This is a genomic window from Brevundimonas diminuta 3F5N (genome assembly GCF_900163625.1).
Taxonomy (GTDB): domain Bacteria; phylum Pseudomonadota; class Alphaproteobacteria; order Caulobacterales; family Caulobacteraceae; genus Brevundimonas; species Brevundimonas diminuta_A.
The window spans coordinates 1-22,118 of sequence record NZ_FUIE01000016.1; the positions used below are offsets into that span (position 1 = coordinate 1).

The window sequence follows — 22,118 nt, forward strand, 5'->3', positions numbered from 1 at the left end:
GTCAGGTGCTGGACGGGGAACCCTAACCCCGCTCATCCCCGCGGAGGCGGGGACCCAGTGAGAGCCACGAGCGCTCGGCTCAAAGGTCTTCATGGTCCCAAGCGCGAGCTTGAAGCCAAAGCACTTGGTCCCCGCCTCCGCGGGGATGAGCGGAATCGTGATGTCTCGCCTGCCGCGACACAATCGCGGTTGCAGCCGTCACAGGCGCGAGCGACAACGGAATCATGACTGATCTCGCGCCTATCGCCGTCGACACCACCGGCGAGGAAGTCCCTTCCTCGCGCGCGCCGCAGCTAGAGCTGTCCGAGGCGTTGATGGCTTCGCCCGAGCGCTTCATCAATCGTGAGCAGTCGTGGTTGGCCTTCAACGGTCGGGTTCTGGAAGAGGCGGCGAACGAAGGTCACCCCCTGCTGGAGCGGGTGCGCTTCCTGTCCATCTCGGCCAACAACCTGGACGAGTTCTTCATGACCCGCGTCGCCGGCCTGAAGGGTCAGGTGCGCGAGCGGGTGCGCGTCGTCTCGCCCGACGGCCTGACGCCCGCCGAACAGCTGGAACAGGTCAATGCAGCGGCGGGCGGCCTGATGGCCGAGCAGCAGCGTCAGTGGCGCGTCCTGCGCAAGGAAATGGCCGCCGCCGGCATCGAGATCGTCGAGCGCAGCCGCATCACCAAAACCGAGCGCGAGCGGCTGGAGCCGGAGTTCCTGAACCAGCTGTTCGCCGTGCTGACGCCGATGGCGATCGACCCGGCGCACCCCTTCCCCTTCCTGCCGAACCTGGGCTTCTCGCTGGCGCTGAAGCTGCGGCGCAACAGCGACAACCGCGTCCTCTACGCCCTGGTGCCGGTGCCGACCCAGGTGCGGCGCTTCTGGGCGCTGGCGACGGACGGGCGCTCGACGCCGGGACGGGCGCGCTACGTCTCGCTGGAAAACCTGCTGCTGCTGTTCATCGACCACATGTTTCCGGGCTGCGAGATCCTGGAAAAGGGTCTGTTCCGCCTGATCCGCGATTCCGACATCGAAATCGAGGAAGAAGCCGAAGACCTGGTCATGGAGTTCGAGGAGGCGTTGAAGCAGCGCCGCATGGGCTCGGTCGTCCGCATCAAGATTCAGGCGGACATGCCCGACGACCTGCGCGACTTCATCATCGCCCAGCTTCACGCCCAGCCGCAGGACGTGGTGCTGGTCGACGGCATGCTGGGACTGGCCCAACTTTCCGAACTGATCCCCGGCGGCCACCCCGACCTGAAGTTCAAGGGCTATGAGCCGCGCTACCCTGAACGGGTGCGCGACAACGGCGGCGACATCTTCGCGGCAGTCCGAGAAAAGGACATGCTGATCCACCACCCGTTCGAAAGCTTCGACGTAGTGGTCCAGTTCCTGCGTCAGGCGGCGCGCGACCCGCACGTCATCGCCATCAAGCAGACGCTTTACCGCACCTCCAAGGACAGCCCCATCGTCGCCGCCCTGATCGAGGCGGCCGAGAACGGCAAGAACGTCACCGCCCTGGTCGAACTGAAGGCGCGCTTTGACGAAGAGGCCAATCTGCGCTGGGCGCGCCAGATGGAGCGGGCGGGCGTCCACGTCGTCTTCGGCTTCGTCGAGTACAAGACCCACGCCAAGATGAGCGTCGTCGTGCGGCGCGAAGGCGACAACCTTCGCACCTACTGCCACTTCGGCACCGGCAACTATCACCCGGTCACGGCCAAGATCTACACGGACCTCAGCCTGTTCACCTGCGATCAGGCGCTGGGCCGCGATGCAACGCGGGTGTTCAACTACATCACCGGCTATGCGGCGCCGGACGAGCTGGAGGCGCTGGTCGTCTCGCCGCTGAACATGAAGACCAGCCTGATCGAGATGATCGGGCGCGAAATGGCCGCCGCCGCCAAGGGCAAGCCCGCCGCCATCTGGGCCAAGATGAACGCCCTGGTCGATCCCGAGATCATCGACGCCCTTTATCGCGCCAGCCAGCAGGGCGTACGCATCGAACTGGTCATCCGGGGCATCTGCTGCCTACGCCCCGGCGTGACGGGCCTGTCGGAGAACATCCGGGTCAAGTCGATCGTCGGCCGCTTCCTGGAGCACAGCCGAATCGTCGCCTTCGCCAACGGCCACGACCTGCCCAGCAACCGGGCGCGGGTCTACATCTCCTCAGCCGACTGGATGCCGCGCAACCTGGACCGCCGGGTGGAGGTGATGACGCCGATCCTGAACGCCACCGTCCACGATCAGGTGCTGGATCAGATCATGGTCGCCAATCTGAAGGACGACGCCCAGAGCTGGGTTCTGGCTCCGGACGGCTCCTATCGACGGGTGATCCCCAGCGGGTCGGAGCGGCCCTTCTCGGCGCACAAATACTTCATGACCAACCCCAGCCTGTCGGGACGCGGCCGCAAGGTGAAGACACTGCCCGGCGCCCTGTCCTATCCGGGCCTCAAGCCGCGGAAGCGCCGCTGATGAGCCCCGAGCGCGAATACGAGTCGAAACAGATCGCCGTCATCGACATCGGCTCCAACTCGGTGCGTCTGGTGCTGTACCGGCTGGAAGGCCGCGCGGTCTGGACCATGTTCAACGAGAAGGTGCTGGCGGGTCTGGGCCGCGATCTGGCCGCCACCCGGCGCCTGTCCGAGCCGGGTGTGATCATGGCCATGACGGCGCTGCGCCGCTTCGCCGCCGTGATCGAGGGCGTCCAGCCGGATCAGGTGCTGGTCGCCGCCACCGCCGCCGTGCGCGAAGCCGAGGACGGACCCCTGTTCTGCGAGCGCGTGGCCGCCGAGACGGGGCTGCGCATCCGCGTCCTCAGCGGCGAGGAAGAGGCGAAGTATTCGGCGCTGGGCGTGCTGGCGGGCGACCCCGGCGCGTGCGGCGTGGCCGCCGACATGGGCGGCGCCAGTCTGGAGCTGACGCGCATCGGCGACGGTCCGCGCGGCAAGGGCGTGACCCTGCCCCTAGGCCCCTTCGCCCTGCTGGACGCCAAGGGCTTCGACGCCGATCGCCTGCGCGGCCGCATCGCCAAACGGCTGGAGCCGATCCAGGACGACTATGCGACCTCGACGCTCTACGCCGTCGGCGGCGCCTGGCGCAGCCTGGCCCAGATGCACATGGCCATGATCGAGCACCCGATCCGCATCGTCCACCAGTATGTCCTGAACGCCGCTGACGCCCGCGATATGGCCCGTCTGGTCGCGCGTCAGTCCCGCGCCTCGCTGGAGAAGCTGCCCGGCCTGTCCAAGCGTCGCGCCGAAACCCTGCCCTACGCCGCCCTGGTGCTGGAAGGGCTGATCGACCGGCTGGGGCTTGGCTCGATCATCTTCTCGGCCTGGGGCGTGCGCGAGGGGCTGCTGTATCACGGCATGGAGCCTGCCATGCGGGCCGTCGACCCCCTGCTGGCCGGGTGTTCAGCCTGGGGCGGCCGCCAGGGCGTGGACCCCGCCCTGCCCCGCGCTCTGGACGGCTGGCTGCAATCGGTCGCCTCGGCGCTGCCTGAAGTGTTCGGCGAGGAGCGTGACGCCCTGCTGACCTCCTCGGTGTGTCGCCTGGCCGACCTGGGCGCTCGCCTGCACCCGGACCACCGCACCAATCTGGTGTTCGATCAGGTGCTGTGGTCGCCTATTCCCGGCCAGACCCACGCCGAGCGCGCCTTCATGGCTGTGGCGATAAACGCCCGCTATGGCGGCGAGGCGCGCACGCCCGCGCCGGACACGGTCAACCGCCTGCTGTCGGGGAAGGGCCAGAAGCGCGCCCGCGCCCTGGGCCTGGCCATGCGGCTGGCCTGCGACCTGTCGGGCCGCTCGCCGCAACTTCTGGCCAACGCCACGGCCACGGTCGAGAAAGGCGCCCTGCGCGTCACCGCCGCCAACGGCTATGCCGACATGCTGCTGGGCGAACAGACAAAACGCCGGGCCAAGGCCCTGGCCGAAGCGATGGATCTGGCGCTGAAAATCTAAGGAGCGACCCTCATGCCCGTGACCGGAATCGGCGGCTTCTTCTTCCGCTCGAAAGACCCCGAGGGTCTGGCCAGATGGTATCTGGATCACCTGGGCGTCGGCGCGCCGGAGGGCGTCTACATCTGGAACCAGGAAGCAGGGCCGACGGTCTTCTCGCCGTTCAAGGAAGACAGCGACTATTTCGCTGCCGACCATCGCTGGATGCTGAACCTGCGCGTCACCGATCTGGACAGCATGGTCGCCGGTTTCCAGGCGGCGGGCATAGAGGTGCGCGCCGACCCGGACTGGAACGTGCCCGAGATCGGCCGCTTCGTGCGCATCCACGACCCCGAGGGCAATCCCATCGAGCTGTGGGAGCCGGCGTCGCCGCCGACCTGACTCCCCTCAGCCTTCGATCTCGACCACTTCGACGCGGGCGCCGTTCAGCACCAGGGCGATCTCGCCCTTCTTGAGCTTCAGCGCGTCCTCGCCGAACAGCTGGCGGCGCCAGCCCTTCATGGCTTCGACGTCGGCGTTGTCGTTCAGCGCGATCTTCTCCAGATCGGAGACCGTGGCGATCAGCTTGGCCGCCACGCCCGCATTGTCGCTCTTGGCCTTCAGCAGCACCTTCAGCAGTTCGACCACCGAGGGCGGCGCCGGCTGGTTGTTGGCCGGGCGCTCCAGCTTGGGCGCGTGGGCTTCCGGGTCGGCCAGGACGCGCTTCAGCTCGGCCGCCAGCTCCAGCCCCAGACGCGATCCGCCGAAGCCCTTGGGCACCGAGCGCAGGCGATTGAAGGCGTCCGGGTCCGTCGGGGCCTGGACGGCGATCTCGTCGATGGCCTCATCCTTCAGGATGCGGCCGCGCGGTTGATCGCGCTCCTGGGCCGCGCGCTCGCGCCAGACGGCGGTGGCGACGAATGCGGCCAGATATTTGGCGTTGAACTTCTTCGGCTTCAGCCGCTTCCAAGCGTTCTCCGGCGAGGTGTCGTAGAGCGCCGGGTCCGTGACCGCGCTCATTTCCGACATGACCCACTCCAGGCGGCCGTCTTTTTCCAGGCGGTCACGCAGCTTGGGATAGAGCGCCGACAGGTGCGTCACGTCGCCCAGCGCATAGACCAGCTGCGCGTCCGACAGCGGGCGGCGCGCCCAGTCGGTGAAGCGGCTGCCCTTGTCCAGTTCCTGACGCAGCATCTGGCGGACTAGGGCCTCATAGCTGACCTGGTCGCCGAACCCGGCGGCCATGGCGGCGACCTGGGTGTCGAACAGCGGACGCGGCATGGCGCCCAACTTGTTGAAGATCTCCACGTCCTGTCGGGCGGCGTGGAAGACCTTCAGAATCGATTCGTCCCGCAGGATGTCGAGGAAGGGCGTCATATCCAGCCCCTCCGCCATCGGATCGATGATGGCGGCGTCCGTAGGGGAAGCCGCAGCCTGAATCAGGCACAGCTTGGGCCAGTAGGTCGTTTCCCGCATAAATTCCGTATCAACGGTGATGTACGGGGCCTTGGCCAAACGATCGCAGAAGGCGATCAGCGCGTCATTGGTGGTGATTGGCGTCATTCCGATGCTATAGCCCCGCGCGACGCCGTCGTGGCAAGAGCGCCGCGACATATTTTCGCCCCCGATTTCGAGCCGTGACCGATGAGCGACACCCCTGAGGCCCTGAAAAACGGTCTGACCTACGCCGACGCAGGCGTGGATATCGACGCCGGAGAACAGCTGGTCGACGCGATCAAGCCCCTGGCCAAGTCCACGCGCCGCCCCGGCGCAGAGGCCTCGCTGGGCGGTTTCGGCGCCCTGTTCGACCTGAAGGCCGCCGGTTTTGAAGACCCGCTGATCGTCACCACCACGGACGGCGTCGGCACCAAGCTGAAGATCGCCATCGAAACCGGCCGTCATGACGGCGTGGGCGTCGATCTGGTCGCCATGTGCGTCAACGACCTGCTGGCGCAGGGCGCAGAGCCGCTGATGTTCCTGGACTACTACGCCACCGGCAAACTAGACGTGGACGCCGCGCGCCGCGTCGTCGCCGGCATCGCCGAGGGTTGCCGCCAGTCGGGCAGCGCCCTGGTCGGCGGCGAGACGGCCGAAATGCCGGGCATGTATTCGGGCGGCGACTACGACTTGGCCGGCTTCTCGGTCGGCGCCGTCGAGCGCGGCAAGGTGCTGCCCTATCTGGACCAGCAGAAGCCGGGCGACGTCATCATCGGCCTGGCCTCCTCGGGTCCGCACTCGAACGGCTATTCGCTGATCCGCAAGGTGGTCGAGAAGTCCGGCCTAGCCTGGGGCGACGACGCCCCCTTCGCCAAGGACTGCACCCTGGCCCAGGCCCTGATGGAGCCGACCCGCATCTATGTGAAGCCGGTCCTGCCGCTGATGAAGGCGGACCTGATCAAGGGCGCAGCCCACATCACGGGCGGCGGCCTGATCGAGAACCCGCCGCGCTGCATCGCCGAGGGCCTGGAAGCCAACTTCGACTGGGACGCCTGGCCGATGCCCGCCGTCTTCCAATGGCTGGGCGAGACGGGCGGCGTTTCGGATCACGAAATGCGCCGCACCTTCAACTGCGGCGTGGGCTTCATCCTGATCGTCGCGCCGGAGAACGTCGAGCCGGTGCTGGCCGCCCTGCTGAACGCAGGCGAAACGGCGTTCGTCTGCGGACAACTGCAGGCGGCGTAAGGCGTCGCCGCTTCGGATAAGACAAAGGCCCCAGTCAGCGACTGGGGCCTTTTTTCTGCGCCCGCATTTCTCTACCGCTCACCCCGGCGTCCGCCGGGATGAGCGGAGAGAGGTATCCTTAGCGCAGGCCGCCGTTCTGCGTCTCGTCGTAGAACTTGGCCATGTCGGTGTAGAGCTGCTCCAGCGCCGGGCGGGCCGTATACATCATGTGGCCGCCTTCATAGTAGGTGAACTCCAGGTTCCCACGCAGGTGCGGCTCCAGCATCATCTGGGCCAGGTCGTATTCCGTGCTGAAGAAGGGCGTGGCGGCGTCGTAATAGCCGTTCAGCGCCAGCACCTTCAGGTGCGGATTGCGGCGGATGGTCGTGGCCAGATCAACCGCCGTGTTCGGCGTGGTCTGCGGGCCGCCGACCGGCGGGCGGTGGCTCCAGTCCCAATCGAAGCCCGGCAGGCCGCGCGCCGACTGGCGATAATCCATATCCGTCCGATAGTTCAGCGTCGTGGCCACATAGTCGCGGAAGATGCTGAAATAGGCGCCGGTGATGGCGCTGCTGGAGGGGTCTTCCTCGGGCGCGCCGCCGACCGCATTGGCGTCAATGCCCAGATAGCGGGTGTCCAGACGGCCGACCGTCTGACGACGATCGCGCAGCAGCTCCTTGCGGAAGGGGCTGAGTTCAAGACGCAGATTGGCCTGATCCAGCACCGTCGGCGAAATGCCGATCAGGGCGCTCATCTGCTGGGCGATCTGGGCGCGCTCGGCGTCCGAGATCAGGTGCCCCTTCGACAGGGCCGCCGCATAGGGGCCGATGGCGAATTCGCGGGCGCGCTGGACGTGTTCTTCCAGGCTGGGCTTGTTCGGGATCTTGTTGTGATACCAGGCCGTCGCCGCATAGGTCGGCAGCAGGGTGACGAAGTTCTGCGGATAGCCCGGCTGGCGCACGCCATAGTTCATGATCGACGACAGCAGGACCACGCCGTTCAGCGACATCCCGCGATTTTCCAGCTGATGCACCAGGGCGCCCGCGCGCAGGGTGCCGTAGCTTTCGCCCAGGACGTATTTCGGGCTGGACCAGCGGTCGAACTTGGTCGTGTAGCGCATGATGGCGCGAGCGAACGTATCCGCGTCCTGATCCACGCCCCAGAAAGCCGAGCCCGGCGTCTCGCCCAGCGGGCGCGAATAACCGGCGCCGACCATGTCGATGAAGACCAGATCGGTCTTGTCCAGCAGGGTCATGTCGTTGGGCGCGAGGTTGAACGGCCCCGGACGCTCGACCACCGGGGCGTCGGTCTGGACCCGCATCGGGCCGAAGGCGCCCATGTGCAGCCACACCGTCGGCGAGCCCGGCCCACCGTTGAACATATAGGTGATAGGGCGACGGCCGACCGGCTGACCGTCCAGCGTATAGGCCACATAGAAGAGGCTGGCCGTCGGCATGCCCGCGTCGTTGCGGACCGTCAGAGTGCCCGCCGTGGCCTTGTAGCGCATGGCGCGGCCGTGGGCGGTGATCGAGTGGCTGGTCGTCACCGTCTGCTCATCGGCGCTGGCGCGGGCCCAGTTCTTCTCGATCTGTTCGGCGTTGGCGTTGCGCAGACGTTCGGCCGCCGAGCGGATCGGACCCGAACCGCCGCTGGACGCGGCTTCCTGAGCCATGGAAACGGCCGGCGCGGCCAACAGGGCCGCAGCGCAGGCGGCAGTCAACAGACGACGCATATAGGATACTCCCCCTAGGATGCCGGACTCTCCGGCGGATCGACGCTAGCGCCGCCGTTTCCGAAGAAGCAACGGAGTTTGCGTCAGTTGATCGACATTCGTTCGGCGGCGACACGCCCTCCCCTTCGCCTTGCCGTCCCTCTTGCTAAGTCGCCTTCGGGGCCGCATGGCAGTCGCGCCTTTTTCAACGCGTGAGCCGCCCATGTCCGTCGCCAAAACCCGCGTCGCCGTCCTGATCTCGGGAACCGGCTCGAACATGGCCAGCCTGATTGCGGCGGGCCAGACGGCGGACGCACCGTATGAGGTCGTGGTCGTCGTCTCCAACATCGCGGGCGCGGGCGGTCTGGCCAAGGCCGAGGCGGCGGGCGTCGAAGCGTTGACCGTCGAACACAAACCCTTCGGCAAGGACCGAGAAGCGCATGAGCGCGCCATCGACGTCCTGCTGGTCGAGCGCGGCGTTCAGATGGTGGCCCTGGCCGGATACATGCGCCTGCTGACGCCGTGGCTGGTCAGGAAATGGGCGGGCCGGATGCTGAACATCCACCCGTCGTTGCTGCCGCTCTATCCCGGCCTGAACACCCACGCCCGCGCCATCGAGGCCGGCGACCTTGAGGCGGGCTGCACCGTCCACATCGTCACCGAGGGCGTCGACGAAGGCCCTGTGCTGGGCCAGGCGCGCGTGCCGATCCTGCCGGGCGACACGCCCGACATCCTGGCCGAACGGGTCAAGGCGGCGGAGCACGGCCTTTATCCCCAGGCGCTCGCCGATTTCGTCCGCCGCGCCTGATCCTTAACGATTTTTAATGCGACAGCCGGTCGCAGGCGGGCGCAGGTTGCCCGCAAGCACGAATGCACCGGCCTTGCGGCGCAATCGCGCATGTCTGCACCACTGGGAAAGACCCGATGATGAAAACCCGCCTGATGGGCGCCGCCGCCATGGCCCTCGCCCTCGCCTTCACGGCTCAACCGACCCTCGCCCAACACGCCCACGCTTCCACGACCGCATCGACCGCCCCCGAAATCAAGCCGTGGGGCTTTGATCTGGACGGCCGCGACCTGACGGTGAAGCCGGGCGACGACTTCAACGCCTACGCCAACGGCGTCTATCTGCGCGACACCGAGATTCCGGCCGACAAGGCCCGTTTCGGCCCGTTCGACGTCCTCTATGAGAACTCGCAGGCCCAGCTCCGCGCCATCATCGAAGCCAGCGCCGCCAACCCGGTCAACGACAACGCCCGCAAGGTCGGCGCCCTGTACGCCAGCTTCATGGACGAAGCCCGCGTCAACCAGCTGGGCGCCCAGCCGCTGGCCGCCGACCTGGCCGCCATCCGCGCCGTGGCGAACCACAGCGACATGGCCCGCCTGATGGGCGCAAGCCACGAAGGTTTCGGCGGCTCCCTGTTCGGGGTGGCCGTGTTCGAAGACCTGCAAGACCCCAACGTCAACTCGGCCTATCTGGGCCAGGGCGGCCTGGGCCTGCCGGACCGTGACTATTACCTGAAGCCCGACTTCGCCACGCAGCGCGAAGCCTATGTCGTCTATGTGACCCGCGCCCTGACCGCCGCCGGTTGGGACAACCCGGCCCAGGCCGCCGCCGACATCCTGGCCTTCGAGACCAAGGTGGCTGAGAAGCACTGGACCACAGTCGAGCGTCGCCAGATCGACAAGATCTACAACCCGACCGCCGTCTCGCAACTGTCGACCTTCGCGCCGGGCTTCGACTGGGCCGCCTTCCTGCAGGCGTCGAAGGTCGAAAGCGTGCCGACCCTGGTGCTGATGGAAAACACCGCCATCCCCGGCATCGCCCAGGTGTTCGCCGACACCCCCATCGAGACGCTGAAGGCCTGGCAGGCCTTCCAGACCGTCGATCAGGCCAGCCCCTATCTGTCCGACGCCTTCGTTGACTCGCGCTTCGAGTTCCGCGGCAAGACCCTGCGCGGCCAGCCCGAGAACCGTCCGCGCTGGAACCGCGGCGTCGCCCTGGTCGACGGCCAGCTGGGCGAGGTTCTGGGCCAGGAATACGTCCGCCTGCACTTCCCGGCTTCGTCCAAGACGCAGATGGAGCAGTTGGTCGCCAACCTCAGCGCCGCCATGACCGAGCGCCTGAAGGCCCTGGACTGGATGAGCGAGCCTACGCGCGAACAGGCTCTGCTGAAGATGTCCAAGTTCGGCGTGAAGATCGGCTATCCCGAGAAATGGCGCAGCTATGACGGGCTGGAGCTGACGGCAGGCGACCTCTACGGCAACGTCGAGCGCGCCTCCGCCTTCGACTGGGCCTGGAACCGCAGCAAGATCGGCCAGCCGGTCGATCCGCTGGAGTGGGGCATGACGCCCCAGACGGTGAACGCCTATTACAACCCCCCTCGCAACGAGATCGTCTTCCCGGCCGCCATCCTGCAGGCGCCCTTCTTCGACCCGAACGCCGACCCGGCGGTCAACTACGGCGGCATCGGCGCCGTGATCGGCCACGAGATCACCCACGGCTTCGACGATCAGGGCCGCAAGACGGACGCCAACGGCGTGCTGCGCGACTGGTGGACGCCCGAGGACGCCGCCCGTTTCGAGGAACGCGCCAAGACCCTGGGCGCCATCTACGCCGCTGAAGAGCCGATCCCTGGTACGCCCATCAACGGCGACCTGACCATGGGCGAGAACATCGCCGACCTGGGCGGCCTGCTGATGGCGCTGGACGCCTACAACCGCAGCCTGAACGGCCAGCCGGCCCCGGTGATCGACGGCCTGACCGGCGAGCAACGCGTCTTCCTGGGCTGGGCCCAGGTGTGGCGTGAGAAGTCGCGTGAAGAGGCTCTGAAAGAGCAGCTGACCACCGACCCGCACTCGCCCGGCATGGCGCGCGCCGCCACCCCGCCGCGCAACATCGACGCCTGGTACGCCGCCTTCGGCGTCACCCCGGATCAGGCCGAGTTCATCGCCCCCGAAAAGCGCGCCCGCATCTGGTAAGCGGCGCGTCCGGCGACGGACAAAAAGAAAGGGCGTCGGCTTCGCGGCCGACGCCCTTTTTTCTTGCCGTACGGCGAAAGCCTTATTCGTGCGGCTTCCTCGGCGTGGTGGCGGCGCCCGCGACCGCGCCGATGACGCCGCCGGCGACCGTCGCGCCGGTGTTGCCGCCGATCGCCTGTCCGGCCACCGCGCCGCCCAGAGCGCCCGTGGCGGCGCGTTGTTCCGTTGTCGTGCCGCAGGCGGCCAGCAAGGCCGTCAGGCCGATCACCGGGGCGAGTTTCAGCATCGTCTTCATAATGGTCATCCTTGTTCTTCTTCGAGAGACAGCGTGACCATGAAAACGAAACGGCCCGCCCCCGGTTCCGGGAGCGGGCCGAATTGTCACACAGCTTGACCGCAAACGATCAGGCCGCGTCGGGTCGAAAAGGCGAAGCCTTTTGACCGCGGCCCATAAATCAGGGCCGCGTCGGGTCGGGAGCTCCCGAAGGGCCGACGAGCGCGGCCCTTCAAGATCAGCCGACGATGTCGGCGTCCGTGAAGAACTGGGCGATCTCGATGCCGGCGTTTTCCAGCGAGTCCGAACCGTGGACCGAGTTCTCGCCGATCGACAGGGCGAACAGCTTGCGGATGGTGCCTTCAGCGGCGTCGTTCGGGTTGGTGGCGCCCATGACTTCGCGGTATTTGGCGACGGCGCCTTCGGCTTCCAGCACCTGCACGACCACCGGCTCGGCGATCATCTGCGACACCAGTTCGCCGTAGAAGGGACGCTCAGCGTGCACTTCGTAGAATTTTTTGGCTTGAGCTTCGGTAAGCTTGACGCGGCGTTGAGCCACAATACGCAGGCCAGCGCCTTCGATGACGGCGTTGATGGCGCCCGTCAGGTTACGGCGGGTGGCGTCCGGCTTGATGATCGAGAACGTACGTTCGGTCATGGGAGTGACTTCTTGTTTGGGAGTTTGAGGGTCGGCGGCTTATAGCGAGCGCCGCACATCTTTCCAATATCCCCGCGCGTACGCCTTTTTTCTTTCCGGTTGCCATGCTGCAGATCAAAAACCTGACCTACAACGCCTGGGGCCGCGAGTTCCTGGACGACGCCTCCGTCAGCCTGCCGCCGGGGTCCAAGGTGGGCCTGGTCGGCCGCAACGGCATCGGCAAGTCGACGCTGTTCAAGCTGATCCTCGGCGAGCTGGCCGCCAACGGCGATGAAATCTCCCTGCCCAAGACCGCGCGCATCGGCTCGGTCGATCAGGAACACCCCGCAACGCCGGTCAGCGTGCTGGACACCATTCTGGAAGCCGACGTCGAGCGTCACGACCTGCTGACCCGGCTGGAAACCGCCGAGCCCGAGGACATGGGCGAGATCTGGGGCCGCCTGATCGAGATCGACGCCGACAGCGCCCCTGCCCGCGCGTCCGAAATCCTGGCGGGTCTGGGCTTCAGTCATGAAGACATCCTGCGCCCGATGGCCGAGTTCTCGGGCGGGTGGCGGATGCGTGTGGCCCTGGCGGCCGCCCTGTTCGCCGAGCCGGACATGCTGCTGCTGGACGAACCGACCAACTACCTCGACCTGGAAGGCGCCCTGTGGCTGGAGCAGCGGCTGAAGCGCTATCCGCACACGGCCCTGATCATCAGCCACGACCGCGAGCTGCTGAACGGCGTCTGCACCCACATCCTGCAACTGTCGAACCGCAAGCTGGACCTCTACACCGGCAACTACGACACCTTCGAGAAGACGCGGGCCGAGAAGCTGCGCCTGATGGAGGCCAACAAGTCCAAGCAGGACGCCGAGCGCGCCCACCTGCAGAAGTTCATCGACCGCTTCAAGGCCAAGGCGTCGAAGGCCACCCAGGCCCAGTCGCGCGTCAAGCGGCTGGAGAAGATGCAGCGCATCGAACTGCCGCCGGAAGAGCGCGTCGCCCCCTTCACCCTGCCCTCGCCGGAACGCCCACTGCCCCCGCCGCTGATCCGGCTGGAGAAGGCCAACGTCGGCTATGAGCCGGGCAAGCCGATCCTGAAAAACCTGAACCTGCGGATGGACCTGGACGACCGTATCGGCCTGCTGGGCGTCAACGGAGCGGGCAAGTCGACCTTCGCCAAACTGATCGCCAAGGCCCTGACCGTCGAGACGGGCGAGTTCCATCGCGACGGCAAGATGCGCGTGGGCTGGTTCCACCAGCACCAGATCGAGGCGATGGACCCGACCGACACGCCGCTGGAGATCATCCGCCGCGCCATGCCGGACGCCTCGGAAAGCAGCCGCCGCAGCCGTCTGGCCCAGTTCGGCTTGCCGTTCGAAAAGCAGGAAACCACCGTCGCATCGCTGTCGGGCGGCGAGCGGGCGCGCCTGCTGCTGAACCTGGTGGCGATGGATGCGCCGCACATCCTGATCCTGGACGAACCGACCAACCACCTGGACATCGACAGCCGCCGCGCCCTGCTGGACGCGCTGAACGAATATACCGGCGCCGTGATCCTGATCACCCACGACCGCTCGCTGATGGAGTTGGTGGCCGACCGCCTGTGGCTGGCAGCCGACGGCTCGGTGAAGCCATTCGACGGCGACATGGACGACTATCAGAAGTTCGTCCTCGACCGCGCCAAACAGGCGGGGATGAAGCCCAGCCAGGTTAAGCATGAGGAAGCCGCAGCCGAGGCGTCCGCGCCCGCCGTCGCGCCCAAGGCCGAGAAGAAGAAGGGACCGTCTCCTTCCACGCTTCGCCATGCGGTGAAGAAGGCCGAGGACCGGATGGCCCAGTTGACCGCTGATCTGGCGCGTCTGGACGACGATCTGGCCAACGCCGCCGTCAATGATCCGAAGAAGCTGGAAGGCCTGACCCGTTCGCGCGCCAAGACCCAGGCAGACCTGGATCAGGCAGAGGTCGACTGGATCGCCGCCGAAGAGGCCCTGGCCGAGGTGTCCTGATGAGCAAGACGCCGCCCCTGCTGACCAAGGACGAGATGCAGGAAGCGTCCGCCCGGCTGCGCGCCTACCTGCGCGACGAGCTGGAGGTGGAGGTTGGCCAGTTGCCCGCCGAAATGCTGGTGGAGTTCATCGGCCGGGACATCGGCCGTCTGTTCTACAATCGCGGCCTGCGCGATGCGGAGACTGTGGTGCGCCAGAAGGTAGAGGACGTCGCCGACGCCCTCTACGGCCTGGAGCGATAGTCATCCCGCTCACCCCGGCGGACGCCGGGGCCCAGTGAGAACTTCATCCGCGGCGTTTGCAGCCAAAGCACTGGGTCCCGGCGTCCGCCGGAATGAGCGGATATTTATGCGCCTCAGCCGCAGCTGACACGCGTCACGACGTTGATCTTGTCGTCGTAGGTGAAGGTCACGCGGTTGTCGCGATAGTCCATGGTCGCCGCGCAAGTGCTGCACAGAACGCGGAAGATGCGGCCTTCCGGCGCGGTCGGAATGGTCGAGCGATTGCGGCCGACATAGTCCTGATAGTCGCTGGCCTTGCAGGCGACGGGCGTCGCTTCGCCGCCGGGCGCCGGCGTCGCGCCGCCGCCCTGAGTCGGGGCGCAGGCGGCCAGGGCGAGGAAGCTCACAGCGGCGCTCAGGGTCAGAATCGTCTTCATGGCGGCGTCCTTTCGATCAGCCGCAGCGAACCTGTTCGACCAGGCCCGTCTGCTGATTGTAGAAAATATTCAAGCGGTAAGGCGAATAATCTTCGGTCACGGGACAGGTCGTGCAGGCGACGCGACGGTTCACCACATCCACCGGAACGGGAATCTGGCTGCGCGGTTTCCCGACCAGCCACTGAAGCTCGCCGGCCTTGCACATGTCGCCGTCGATGCTGCGGACGCCCGGTTCGGAAAGATAGGGCCGTTCGGTCGAGGAGACCGGCGTCCTGACGGGCGCCGTCGGCTGGCCGGCGTGCCGGGCAGGCGGCGAGGCGCAGGCCGACAGGGCGACGAGGCCCACGCCCAGGGTCAGGCCGCCTTTTCCCAGCGGCCCTCGTCCGATTGTTTCCAGTAGGCCAGGTCGGCGCCGTCCGCCTTCAGCGTCCGCCAGCGCCCGCGCGCATGGTTCAGCGCCTGCTCGTCCCGACCGTCGAAGATGATGAAGCAACGTGCGAACTCCTGCGTGGCCCCAAGCTCTGAGTCATCGACGATGAACAGCGCCTGAGCGCCATTCAGATTCTCGCCTGATTCGGACAGGAGCACAGGCTGGCGCGCGGCATGGTCGCCGTCAGCCCGTCCGTGAGGCAGGAAGCTGTCGTCGCGATAGGTCCACAACAGCTCGTCGATGTCGTCGAGCCGGTGCGAGGCCGCTCCGCGGATCAGGGCGCGCCAGCCCCGCTGAAGCGTGCGCTCCAGCAAGGTCGGCAGCACCTGATCCAGCGTCGAGCGCTCCAGGTGGTAGAACCAGATTTCCGGCTTGGCGTCAGACACCCGGCCCTACCTTCCTGAACTGAGATCAGCCTTCGTAGTGGTCGGCGACCATGCGGTCGAGCAGACGCACGCCATAGCCCACGGCGCCGTCCGGCACGGTCGGATTCTTGGAGTCCTTCACCCAGGCGGTCGACGCGATATCGATATGCGCCCACGGCGTACCGTTGGTGAAGCGTTGCAGGAACAGAGCGGCGGTGATCGAGCCGCCGGCGCGGCCGTTGCCCATGTTCTTTACATCGGCGATCGGGCTGTCGATGTGACGCTCGTATTCCGCCGGGATCGGCAGGCGCCAGGACTTCTCGCCCACCTTCGGGCCGGCGTCGGCGATGTTGGCGGCCAGTTCGTCGCTGTTGGTGAAGACGCCCGCGTATTCCAGGCCCAGCGAGATGATGATGGCGCCCGTCAGGGTGGCCAGATCGATCATGAACTTCGGCTTGAAGCGGTCCTGCGTGTACCAGAGCGCGTCGGCCAGAACGAGGCGGCCCTCGGCGTCGGTGTTCAGCACTTCGATGGTCTGGCCCGACATGGAGGTGACCACGTCGCCCGGACGCTGGGCGGCGCCGTCAGGCATGTTCTCGACCAGGCCGAGGACGCCGACGACGTTGACCTTGGCCTTGCGGCCGACCAAGGCGTGCATCAGGCCGGCCACGGCGGCGGCGCCGCCCATGTCCCACTTCATCTCTTCCATGCCGTCGGCGGGCTTCAGGCTGATGCCGCCGGTGTCGAAGCAGACGCCCTTGCCGACGAAGGCGATGGGGGCCTCGCCTTCCTTGCCGCCGTTCCACTGGATGACAGCCAGCTGGCTTTCACGAACCGAGCCCATGCCGACGCCGAGCAGCGAGCCCATGCCCAGCTTCTCCATCTCGGCCTCGCCCAGGATCTCCACCTTGGCGCCCAGGGCCTCAAGCTCCTTCACGCGGCGCGCGAACTCGGCCGGGTACAGGATGTTGGCGGGCTCAGACACCAGATCGCGCGAGAACAGCACCGCGTCGGCCACGGCCGACAGCGGCGTAAAGGCGGCCTCGGCGGCCTTCACATCCGAGGTCACGACGCGCACGGTCGTCACCGACGGGATCTTCTCGGCCTTCTGCTTGGTCAGGTATTTGGCGAAGCGGTAGGCGGCCAGGCGCACGGCGAAACCGGCGCGGGCGGCCAGTTCCGGCGACAGGTGCGAGGCCTCAAGGGTCAGGACTTCGGCGCCCGACATTTTGGCGGCGTGATAGGCGGCGGCGGCGGCGGTTTCGATCGCCAGATCGTCCAGCTTGTCGGCCGCGCCTGCGCCGACCAGCAGGACCGCGTTGGCGTCGATGCCGGCCGGAGCGGCGACGTTCAAGCTGCTGTTGGCGGCGCCGGTGAAGCGGCTGTTCTTCATCGCCTTGGCCAGAGCGCCCGAGGCGGCCTGATCCAGCGCCGAACCGGCGCCCGCGAGGGCTCTTCCTTCATGCACCAGCACGGCAAGAATTTCGGCGGCGCTCGACGAAGCGACGAATTCGATTTTCATGAAACTGACTCCAGACCGAGAAAACACGCCTCGGCCACGCTTGAATTTGCCATGGTCGCGGCGACGGTTTCGTCGGGGCGGCCGGATGTGTATTACATGGCTCGCATCGCCCTGGGCTGCAACACGTTCGCAGCCGATTATACGACCTTACCCGCCGCATGACCCTGATTCAGAGGTATCTTTTCCGCCAGATCGGCCTGCCCATCGTGGCGGCGGTCGCGGCGCTGGCCGGGATCGGCCTGCTGAGTCAGAGCCTTGACCAATTGGAGGTCATCGTCGAGCGCGGCCAAAGCGTCTGGGTCATGGTCAAATTGACCCTGCTGGCCCTGCCGCAGCTGATCGCCGTCATCCTGCCCATCGGCCTGTTCGTCGGCGCCCTGATCGCCCTGACGCGGCTGCAGCGCGAGCAGGAGCTGACCGCCGCCTACGCCGCCGGGGTCAGCCGCTGGGCCCTGATCCGGCCCGCTCTGCAGATCGCCCTGATCGTCACGATCGTCGCCCTGCTGGTGAATGTCTTCGTCCAGCCCTGGGCCCAGCGCGAGGGTCGCCGCCAGGCCTTCGCCATCCGCACCGACCTGGCCGCCCTGCTGGTCGAGGAAGGCCGTTTTGTTCAAGGACCGGACGGCCTGACCGTCTACGTCCAGCAGATCGAGCAGAACGGTCTGATGAAGAACCTCTTCGTCTATCTGGACAACGGCAAAACGGTCACGACCTGGGACGCCGAGACGGCGCGCTTCGGCCGCGTCGACGGCCTGCCGGTGCTGACCATGCAGAACGGGTCGATGCAGCGCTATTCCTCACGCGAGGTGCTGAACCAGCTGTCGTTCGACCAGCAGGTGTTCGACCTGTCGCCCTACGCCAAGACCACCGAGCGCATCCGCTTCAAGCCGTCGGACCTGTGGCTGACGGACCTGTTCGACCCGACCCCCGCCCTGCTGGAAAGCGCCGGAACGCGCGGCGAGCTGGCGGCCGAGGGCCATTCGCGTCTGGCCTCGCCCCTCTACGCCCTGGCGGCCATGGCTTTTGCTCTGGCGGCCATCCTGGGCGGCGCCTTCAGCCGCAGCGGCTACGCCGGGCGCATCGCCAAGGCCGCGGGAGCCTTCCTGGTCCTGCGCGTCATCGGTTACGGCCTGGTGGCGGGCAGCGCCTGGAACGGCTCGCTGAACATCCTGCAATACGTCGTGCCGCTGGCCGCTACCTTCCTGGCGCTGCGCATCCTGTTCCGCGCGCTGAAGCCGCGCCGGCGCCGCACCTGGGCGCTGCTGGACCGCCTGAAGGCGAGGTTCGCATGAAGCTCCGTCTCGGACGTATCGAACGCTATGTGCTGATCCAGCAGATGAAGTCGCTGGGCATGGCGCTGGCCGTCATCGCCGCCCTGGTCATGCTGATCGACTTCGTCGAGGTGTCGCGCGGGCTGAACTCGTCCGGCGAACTGTCAGGCGGGCGCATCCTGGGTCTGGTGCTGGTCAAGTCGCCTTCGGTGATCGTGCAGCTTCTGCCCTTCGTCTTCCTGTTCGGGACGCTGGGCGCCTTCGTCAGCCTGAACCGGCGCAGCGAGCTGATCGCCATGCGGGCGGCGGGCGTCTCGGCCTGGCGCTTCGTGCTGCCGGCGGCGGGCGCAGCCGTGGCGCTAGGCGTTCTGACCGTCACGGTGCTGGGACCGATGGCGGCCGCCGGCGACGGCATCTGGCAGCGTGAACGCGCGCGTATCTCCGGCTCGGTTCCTGGCAGCGAATCGGGCGAGGCGGTCTGGCTGCGCGAAGGCGACGCCAACCGGCAGATGATCATTCGCGGCGGCCGCCAGGAGCAGGCCAGCGGGCGCCTGCTTGACGCGACCTTCTTCATCTACACCACGACCTCGACCGGCCGCCGTGTCTTCACCGAGCGGATCGACGCCGCCACCGCCACGCTCAACGCCGGTCGCTGGCGCCTGACCGACGCGGCGGGCGCGCAGACGGGCCAGCGGGCCGTGCGCTACGCCACCCTCGACCTGCCGTCCAACCTGGCCGACGAAGAGGCCTTCCAGCGCTTCGCTCGACCGCAGTCGACGCCCTTCTGGTCCCTGCCCAATCAGATTCGCCGCATCGAGGACGCGGGCTTCGCCTCGACCGCCTATCAGCTGCGGCTGCAACAGCTCCTGGCCACGCCGCTGATCTTCGGCGCCATGTCGATTCTAGCGGCGGCCTTCTCGCTGCGGCTGATGCGGCTGGGCGATCTGGCGCGCATGACGGTGGCGGCCGTGGTGCTGGGCTTCGCCTTCTTCTTCCTGAACCAGTTCTCTTCGGCCATGGGCTCGGCCGAGGTCGTTCCTCCGATCGTGGCCGCCTGGTTGCCGCCTATATTGACGGCTCTCGCCGCCTTTACCTTGCTGTTCTATACCGAAGACGGCTAATCGAGCGGTTTCCGCCCGGCCGGTAATGAGTGGACACCGCATGACCCATCGCCGTCTCCCCCGCATGGGAGCCCTGCGCCTTCGGCTGCTGACCGGCGCGGCGTTGGTCATAGGCGCGCCCCTGTCTCAGCTGGCGTTCGCCCAGAGCGCCCAGGCCCAGGAGACCCCCGCCTCCGCTTCGGCGCAGCCGACGACCGCAACGCCTCAATCCACGCCCCAAACGCCGGGCGCCGACGGCCTGACGCCCGATGCCGTCTTCGTCGATGCGGATTCGGCCCAGCGCCAGGGCGACGTCGTCTCGGCCCAGGGTTCGCCCGAGGATCGGGTCATGGCCCGGTTCCAGGACCACAGCCTGCGCGCCCAGGACGTCACCTATGACCTGCAAAGCCGGATCGCCACGGCCTCAGGCGACGCAGAACTGACGGCGCCGGACGGCTCGGTCGTTCACGCCGAGCACATCGAACTGGATTCTGACCTCAAGGCGGGCGTGGCCGTCGACCTGGCCACGCGCCTGTCGAACGGCTCCAGCCTGATGGCCGCCACCGCCGTCCGCCGTTCCGAAACGGTCAGCGAGCTGAACCGCGTCATCTTCACCCCCTGCCCCATCTGCACCGTGGACGGCGCGGCCAAGACGCCCAGCGTCTCCATCCAGGCCTCCAAGGCGGTGCAGAACGAAGAACTGCGCGCGATCCTGTATCGTGACGTGGTGTTCCGCCTGGGCGGGGTGCCGATCTTCTACCTGCCGGCCTTCTCGCACCCCGATCCGACGGTGGACCGAGCCTCGGGCTTCCTGGTGCCGTGGGGCGACTATCAGGCCGGTCGAGGCGTCTCGCTCGAACTTCCCTATCTGCACGTCATCTCGCCATCGGAAGACGTCCTGGTCAGCCCGCAGTTCAACACCAAGGTCGCCCCCCTGCTGAACCTGCAATGGCGCAAGCGGTTCGCGGACGGCATGATCGTGGCGCGCGGCGGCGCCACCTATGGCCGCAGCTTCGGCGACTTCGACCTGGACGGCGACGGCGATGCGGAAAGCAACGTCCGCTTCGGCGACACGACGGCCCGCAGCTATCTGCTGGCCCATGGTGCCTTCGATCCCGACGGTCCGTGGCGCTGGGGCTTTACGGCCGAGCGCGTGTCGGACAAGACCCTGTTCGACCGCTACGACGTGCGCGACGCCTATCAGGACAACGGTCTCTATTACGGCGACAGCCGCCGCCTGATCAGCCAGATCTACGCCGAGCGTCAGACCGAGCGCTCCTATCTGTCGGTCGCGGCCTTCACCATGCAGAGTCTGCGGGTGGCCCAGTTCGATCCCGTCACCCCGGCCCTGAACGTCTTCGAGGACGACAAGACCCTGCCTCTGGTGGCGCCCCTGATCGAGGCGCGGTGGGAGCCGGAAGGCCCTGTCTTCGGCGGTCGCCTGCGCCTGCGCGGTTCTGCCGTGGCCCTGACCCGCGACGCCTATGTCGGCTTCCCCACCCTGGCGCCTGAGCTGATTCCAGGCGGCCCGACCGACGGCTTGCCCGGCGTCGACAGCCGCCGCGTCACCGGCCAGGCGGAATGGCGCCGGGCGATGATCTCGCCCATCGGCGTGCGCTGGGAGCCGTTCGTGGACCTGCGCGCCGACGTCTATTCGGTAGACGACCTGCCGCCCTCCATGGGGGTCGAGAACGAGACCTACACCCGCGCGCGCGCCAGCGCCGGCGTCGACGTCAGCTACCCCCTGTATCGCCGCCTCAGCGCCTCGTCCGACCTGATCCTGGAGCCGATGGGCCAGGTATCGATCTCCAACAAGGCGGACCTGGATCGGCGCATTCCGAACGAGGACAGCCAGATCACGGAACTGGACCACCTGTCCCTGTTCCGCATGGACCGCTTCCCCGGCTACGACCTGTTGGAAGGCGGTCTGCGCTTCACCGCGGGCGTTCGCGCCACCCTGCGCTGGGACGAGACGCGTTCGGCCAGCCTGTTCATCGGCCGCAGCATGCGCGCCGACGATCAGGACGAATATCTGACGCCGATCCCGGACGATCCGACGCGCCTCTACGACCCCTCGGGTCTGGCCAGCCGGACTTCGGACTGGGTGGTTCAGGGGTCGTTCAATCCCTCGGATCGCATGCGCGGCTGGTTCCACGCCACCATCGACGGCAATGGCGAAATTCGCCGCGCCGAGACGACCGTAGACGGCCGCTGGGGACGCCGAAATCTGGCCAGCCTGAGCTATATCGTGGACCGCTCGAACCCCTTGGACGGACCGGAAAACCGCAACTACGAGTTCGTCCAGCTCTCCGGCCACCAGTTCATCTACGGCAACTGGGGCGTCGCGGTGACGGGCATCGCCGACCTGGAGCGCGACATCGTCACCCGGTCGGAGGTCGGCCTTCTGTTTGACGACGACTGCTTCCGCATCGAGCTGGGCTGGCGCCGCGACAACACGCGCGTCCGGCCGACCGGCCCGGCGGAAGGCGTTTACATCCGTCTTAACCTCGCCACTTTTGGGTCTTCAGGCTATGATCGCAATGATATGCGGTAGGCAGGGCGCGCATTGCGGC

The 22,118-nt window shown here is 67.1% G+C and carries 19 protein-coding genes; 11 read left to right on the forward strand and 8 right to left on the reverse strand.

Going from position 1 to position 22,118, the window contains the following annotated elements; translation table 11 throughout:
* The first annotated feature begins 224 nt into the window (after nt 1-224).
* The 3 genes from FM111_RS02645 to FM111_RS02655 are packed head-to-tail and all read left to right on the forward strand — an operon-like array spanning nt 225 to nt 4,324.
* A complete protein-coding gene (locus FM111_RS02645) occupies nt 225-2,456 on the forward strand; it encodes an RNA degradosome polyphosphate kinase (protein WP_087139190.1) in 2,232 nt (743 codons plus the stop codon).
* A complete protein-coding gene (locus tag FM111_RS02650) occupies nt 2,456-3,946 on the forward strand; it encodes a Ppx/GppA phosphatase family protein (protein ID WP_087139191.1) in 1,491 nt (496 codons plus the stop codon). The genes FM111_RS02645 and FM111_RS02650 overlap by 1 nt, the downstream gene beginning before the upstream one ends.
* A gap of 12 nt (nt 3,947-3,958) precedes the next feature.
* Nucleotides 3,959-4,324: a VOC family protein gene (locus tag FM111_RS02655; protein WP_087139192.1), complete on the forward strand. Its 366-nt coding sequence runs from the start codon at nt 3,959-3,961 to the stop codon at nt 4,322-4,324.
* Between the two features lie 6 nt (nt 4,325-4,330).
* On the opposite strand, the gene rnd is transcribed toward FM111_RS02655, so the two are convergent.
* Complete coding sequence (gene rnd, locus FM111_RS02660) at nt 4,331-5,485, reverse strand: ribonuclease D (RefSeq protein WP_087139271.1); 1,155 nt, start codon at nt 5,483-5,485, stop codon at nt 4,331-4,333.
* A gap of 81 nt (nt 5,486-5,566) precedes the next feature.
* On the opposite strand from rnd, the gene purM reads away from it, so the two are divergent.
* Nucleotides 5,567-6,604, forward strand: a complete 1,038-nt coding sequence (gene purM, locus FM111_RS02665) for a phosphoribosylformylglycinamidine cyclo-ligase (protein ID WP_087139193.1) — start codon at nt 5,567-5,569, stop codon at nt 6,602-6,604.
* A 118-nt stretch (nt 6,605-6,722) separates the two neighbouring features.
* On the opposite strand, the gene FM111_RS02670 is transcribed toward purM, so the two are convergent.
* A complete protein-coding gene (locus FM111_RS02670) occupies nt 6,723-8,315 on the reverse strand; it encodes a S10 family peptidase (RefSeq protein ID WP_087139194.1) in 1,593 nt (530 codons plus the stop codon).
* Nucleotides 8,316-8,517: 202 nt separating this feature from the next.
* Between FM111_RS02670 and purN the strand changes: the two genes are divergently transcribed.
* Both purN and FM111_RS02680 read left to right on the forward strand, forming a co-directional pair.
* The gene (gene purN, locus FM111_RS02675; RefSeq protein WP_087139195.1) at nt 8,518-9,102 is read left to right on the forward strand and encodes a phosphoribosylglycinamide formyltransferase; all 585 of its coding nucleotides are present in this window, start codon (nt 8,518-8,520) and stop codon (nt 9,100-9,102) included.
* A 116-nt stretch (nt 9,103-9,218) separates the two neighbouring features.
* Entirely contained in the window at nt 9,219-11,276 is a 2,058-nt protein-coding gene (locus FM111_RS02680) for a M13 family metallopeptidase (RefSeq protein WP_087139196.1), read from the forward strand.
* 82 nt (nt 11,277-11,358) lie between these two features.
* Here FM111_RS02680 and FM111_RS02685 read toward each other — a convergent pair whose 3' ends face one another.
* Nucleotides 11,359-11,580 carry a hypothetical protein gene (locus FM111_RS02685; protein ID WP_373407951.1) on the reverse strand — a complete coding sequence of 74 codons (222 nt, stop codon included), beginning with the start codon at nt 11,578-11,580 and terminating at the stop codon, nt 11,359-11,361.
* A 208-nt stretch (nt 11,581-11,788) separates the two neighbouring features.
* Nucleotides 11,789-12,208, reverse strand: coding sequence for a nucleoside-diphosphate kinase (ndk, locus tag FM111_RS02690; RefSeq protein ID WP_087139197.1), 420 nt, complete (start codon nt 12,206-12,208; stop codon nt 11,789-11,791).
* A 104-nt stretch (nt 12,209-12,312) separates the two neighbouring features.
* Between ndk and FM111_RS02695 the strand changes: the two genes are divergently transcribed.
* Together FM111_RS02695 and FM111_RS02700 are read left to right on the forward strand one after the other, a co-directional pair.
* Nucleotides 12,313-14,199, forward strand: coding sequence for an ABC-F family ATP-binding cassette domain-containing protein (locus FM111_RS02695; RefSeq protein ID WP_087139198.1), 1,887 nt, complete (start codon nt 12,313-12,315; stop codon nt 14,197-14,199).
* Nucleotides 14,199-14,441, forward strand: coding sequence for a DUF2164 family protein (locus tag FM111_RS02700; protein WP_087139199.1), 243 nt, complete (start codon nt 14,199-14,201; stop codon nt 14,439-14,441). Before FM111_RS02695 ends, FM111_RS02700 begins: the two co-directional genes overlap by 1 nt.
* 113 nt (nt 14,442-14,554) lie before the next feature.
* On the opposite strand, the gene FM111_RS02705 is transcribed toward FM111_RS02700, so the two are convergent.
* From FM111_RS02705 to FM111_RS02720, 4 genes are read right to left on the reverse strand one after another with little or no spacing between them, the layout of a single operon-like run.
* Nucleotides 14,555-14,857 carry a hemolysin gene (locus tag FM111_RS02705; protein WP_087139200.1) on the reverse strand — a complete coding sequence of 101 codons (303 nt, stop codon included), beginning with the start codon at nt 14,855-14,857 and terminating at the stop codon, nt 14,555-14,557.
* A 16-nt stretch (nt 14,858-14,873) separates the two neighbouring features.
* Nucleotides 14,874-15,203: a hypothetical protein gene (locus tag FM111_RS16490; RefSeq protein WP_256968058.1), complete on the reverse strand. Its 330-nt coding sequence runs from the start codon at nt 15,201-15,203 to the stop codon at nt 14,874-14,876.
* Nucleotides 15,204-15,211: 8 nt separating this feature from the next.
* The gene (locus FM111_RS02715) at nt 15,212-15,673 is read right to left on the reverse strand and encodes a DNA polymerase III subunit chi (protein WP_087139201.1); all 462 of its coding nucleotides are present in this window, start codon (nt 15,671-15,673) and stop codon (nt 15,212-15,214) included.
* A 25-nt stretch (nt 15,674-15,698) separates the two neighbouring features.
* Complete coding sequence (locus FM111_RS02720) at nt 15,699-17,174, reverse strand: leucyl aminopeptidase (RefSeq protein ID WP_087139202.1); 1,476 nt, start codon at nt 17,172-17,174, stop codon at nt 15,699-15,701.
* Between the two features lie 158 nt (nt 17,175-17,332).
* Here FM111_RS02720 and FM111_RS02725 point away from each other — a divergent pair, with 158 nt between their 5' ends.
* From FM111_RS02725 to FM111_RS02735, 3 genes are read left to right on the forward strand one after another with little or no spacing between them, the layout of a single operon-like run.
* Nucleotides 17,333-18,466 carry an LptF/LptG family permease gene (locus tag FM111_RS02725; RefSeq protein WP_087139203.1) on the forward strand — a complete coding sequence of 378 codons (1,134 nt, stop codon included), beginning with the start codon at nt 17,333-17,335 and terminating at the stop codon, nt 18,464-18,466.
* Nucleotides 18,463-19,566 carry an LPS export ABC transporter permease LptG gene (gene lptG / locus FM111_RS02730; RefSeq protein ID WP_087139204.1) on the forward strand — a complete coding sequence of 368 codons (1,104 nt, stop codon included), beginning with the start codon at nt 18,463-18,465 and terminating at the stop codon, nt 19,564-19,566. The genes FM111_RS02725 and lptG overlap by 4 nt, the downstream gene beginning before the upstream one ends.
* Nucleotides 19,567-19,606: 40 nt before the next feature.
* Nucleotides 19,607-22,099, forward strand: coding sequence for an LPS-assembly protein LptD (locus tag FM111_RS02735; protein WP_256968059.1), 2,493 nt, complete (start codon nt 19,607-19,609; stop codon nt 22,097-22,099).
* Nucleotides 22,100-22,118: the final 19 nt, after the last annotated feature.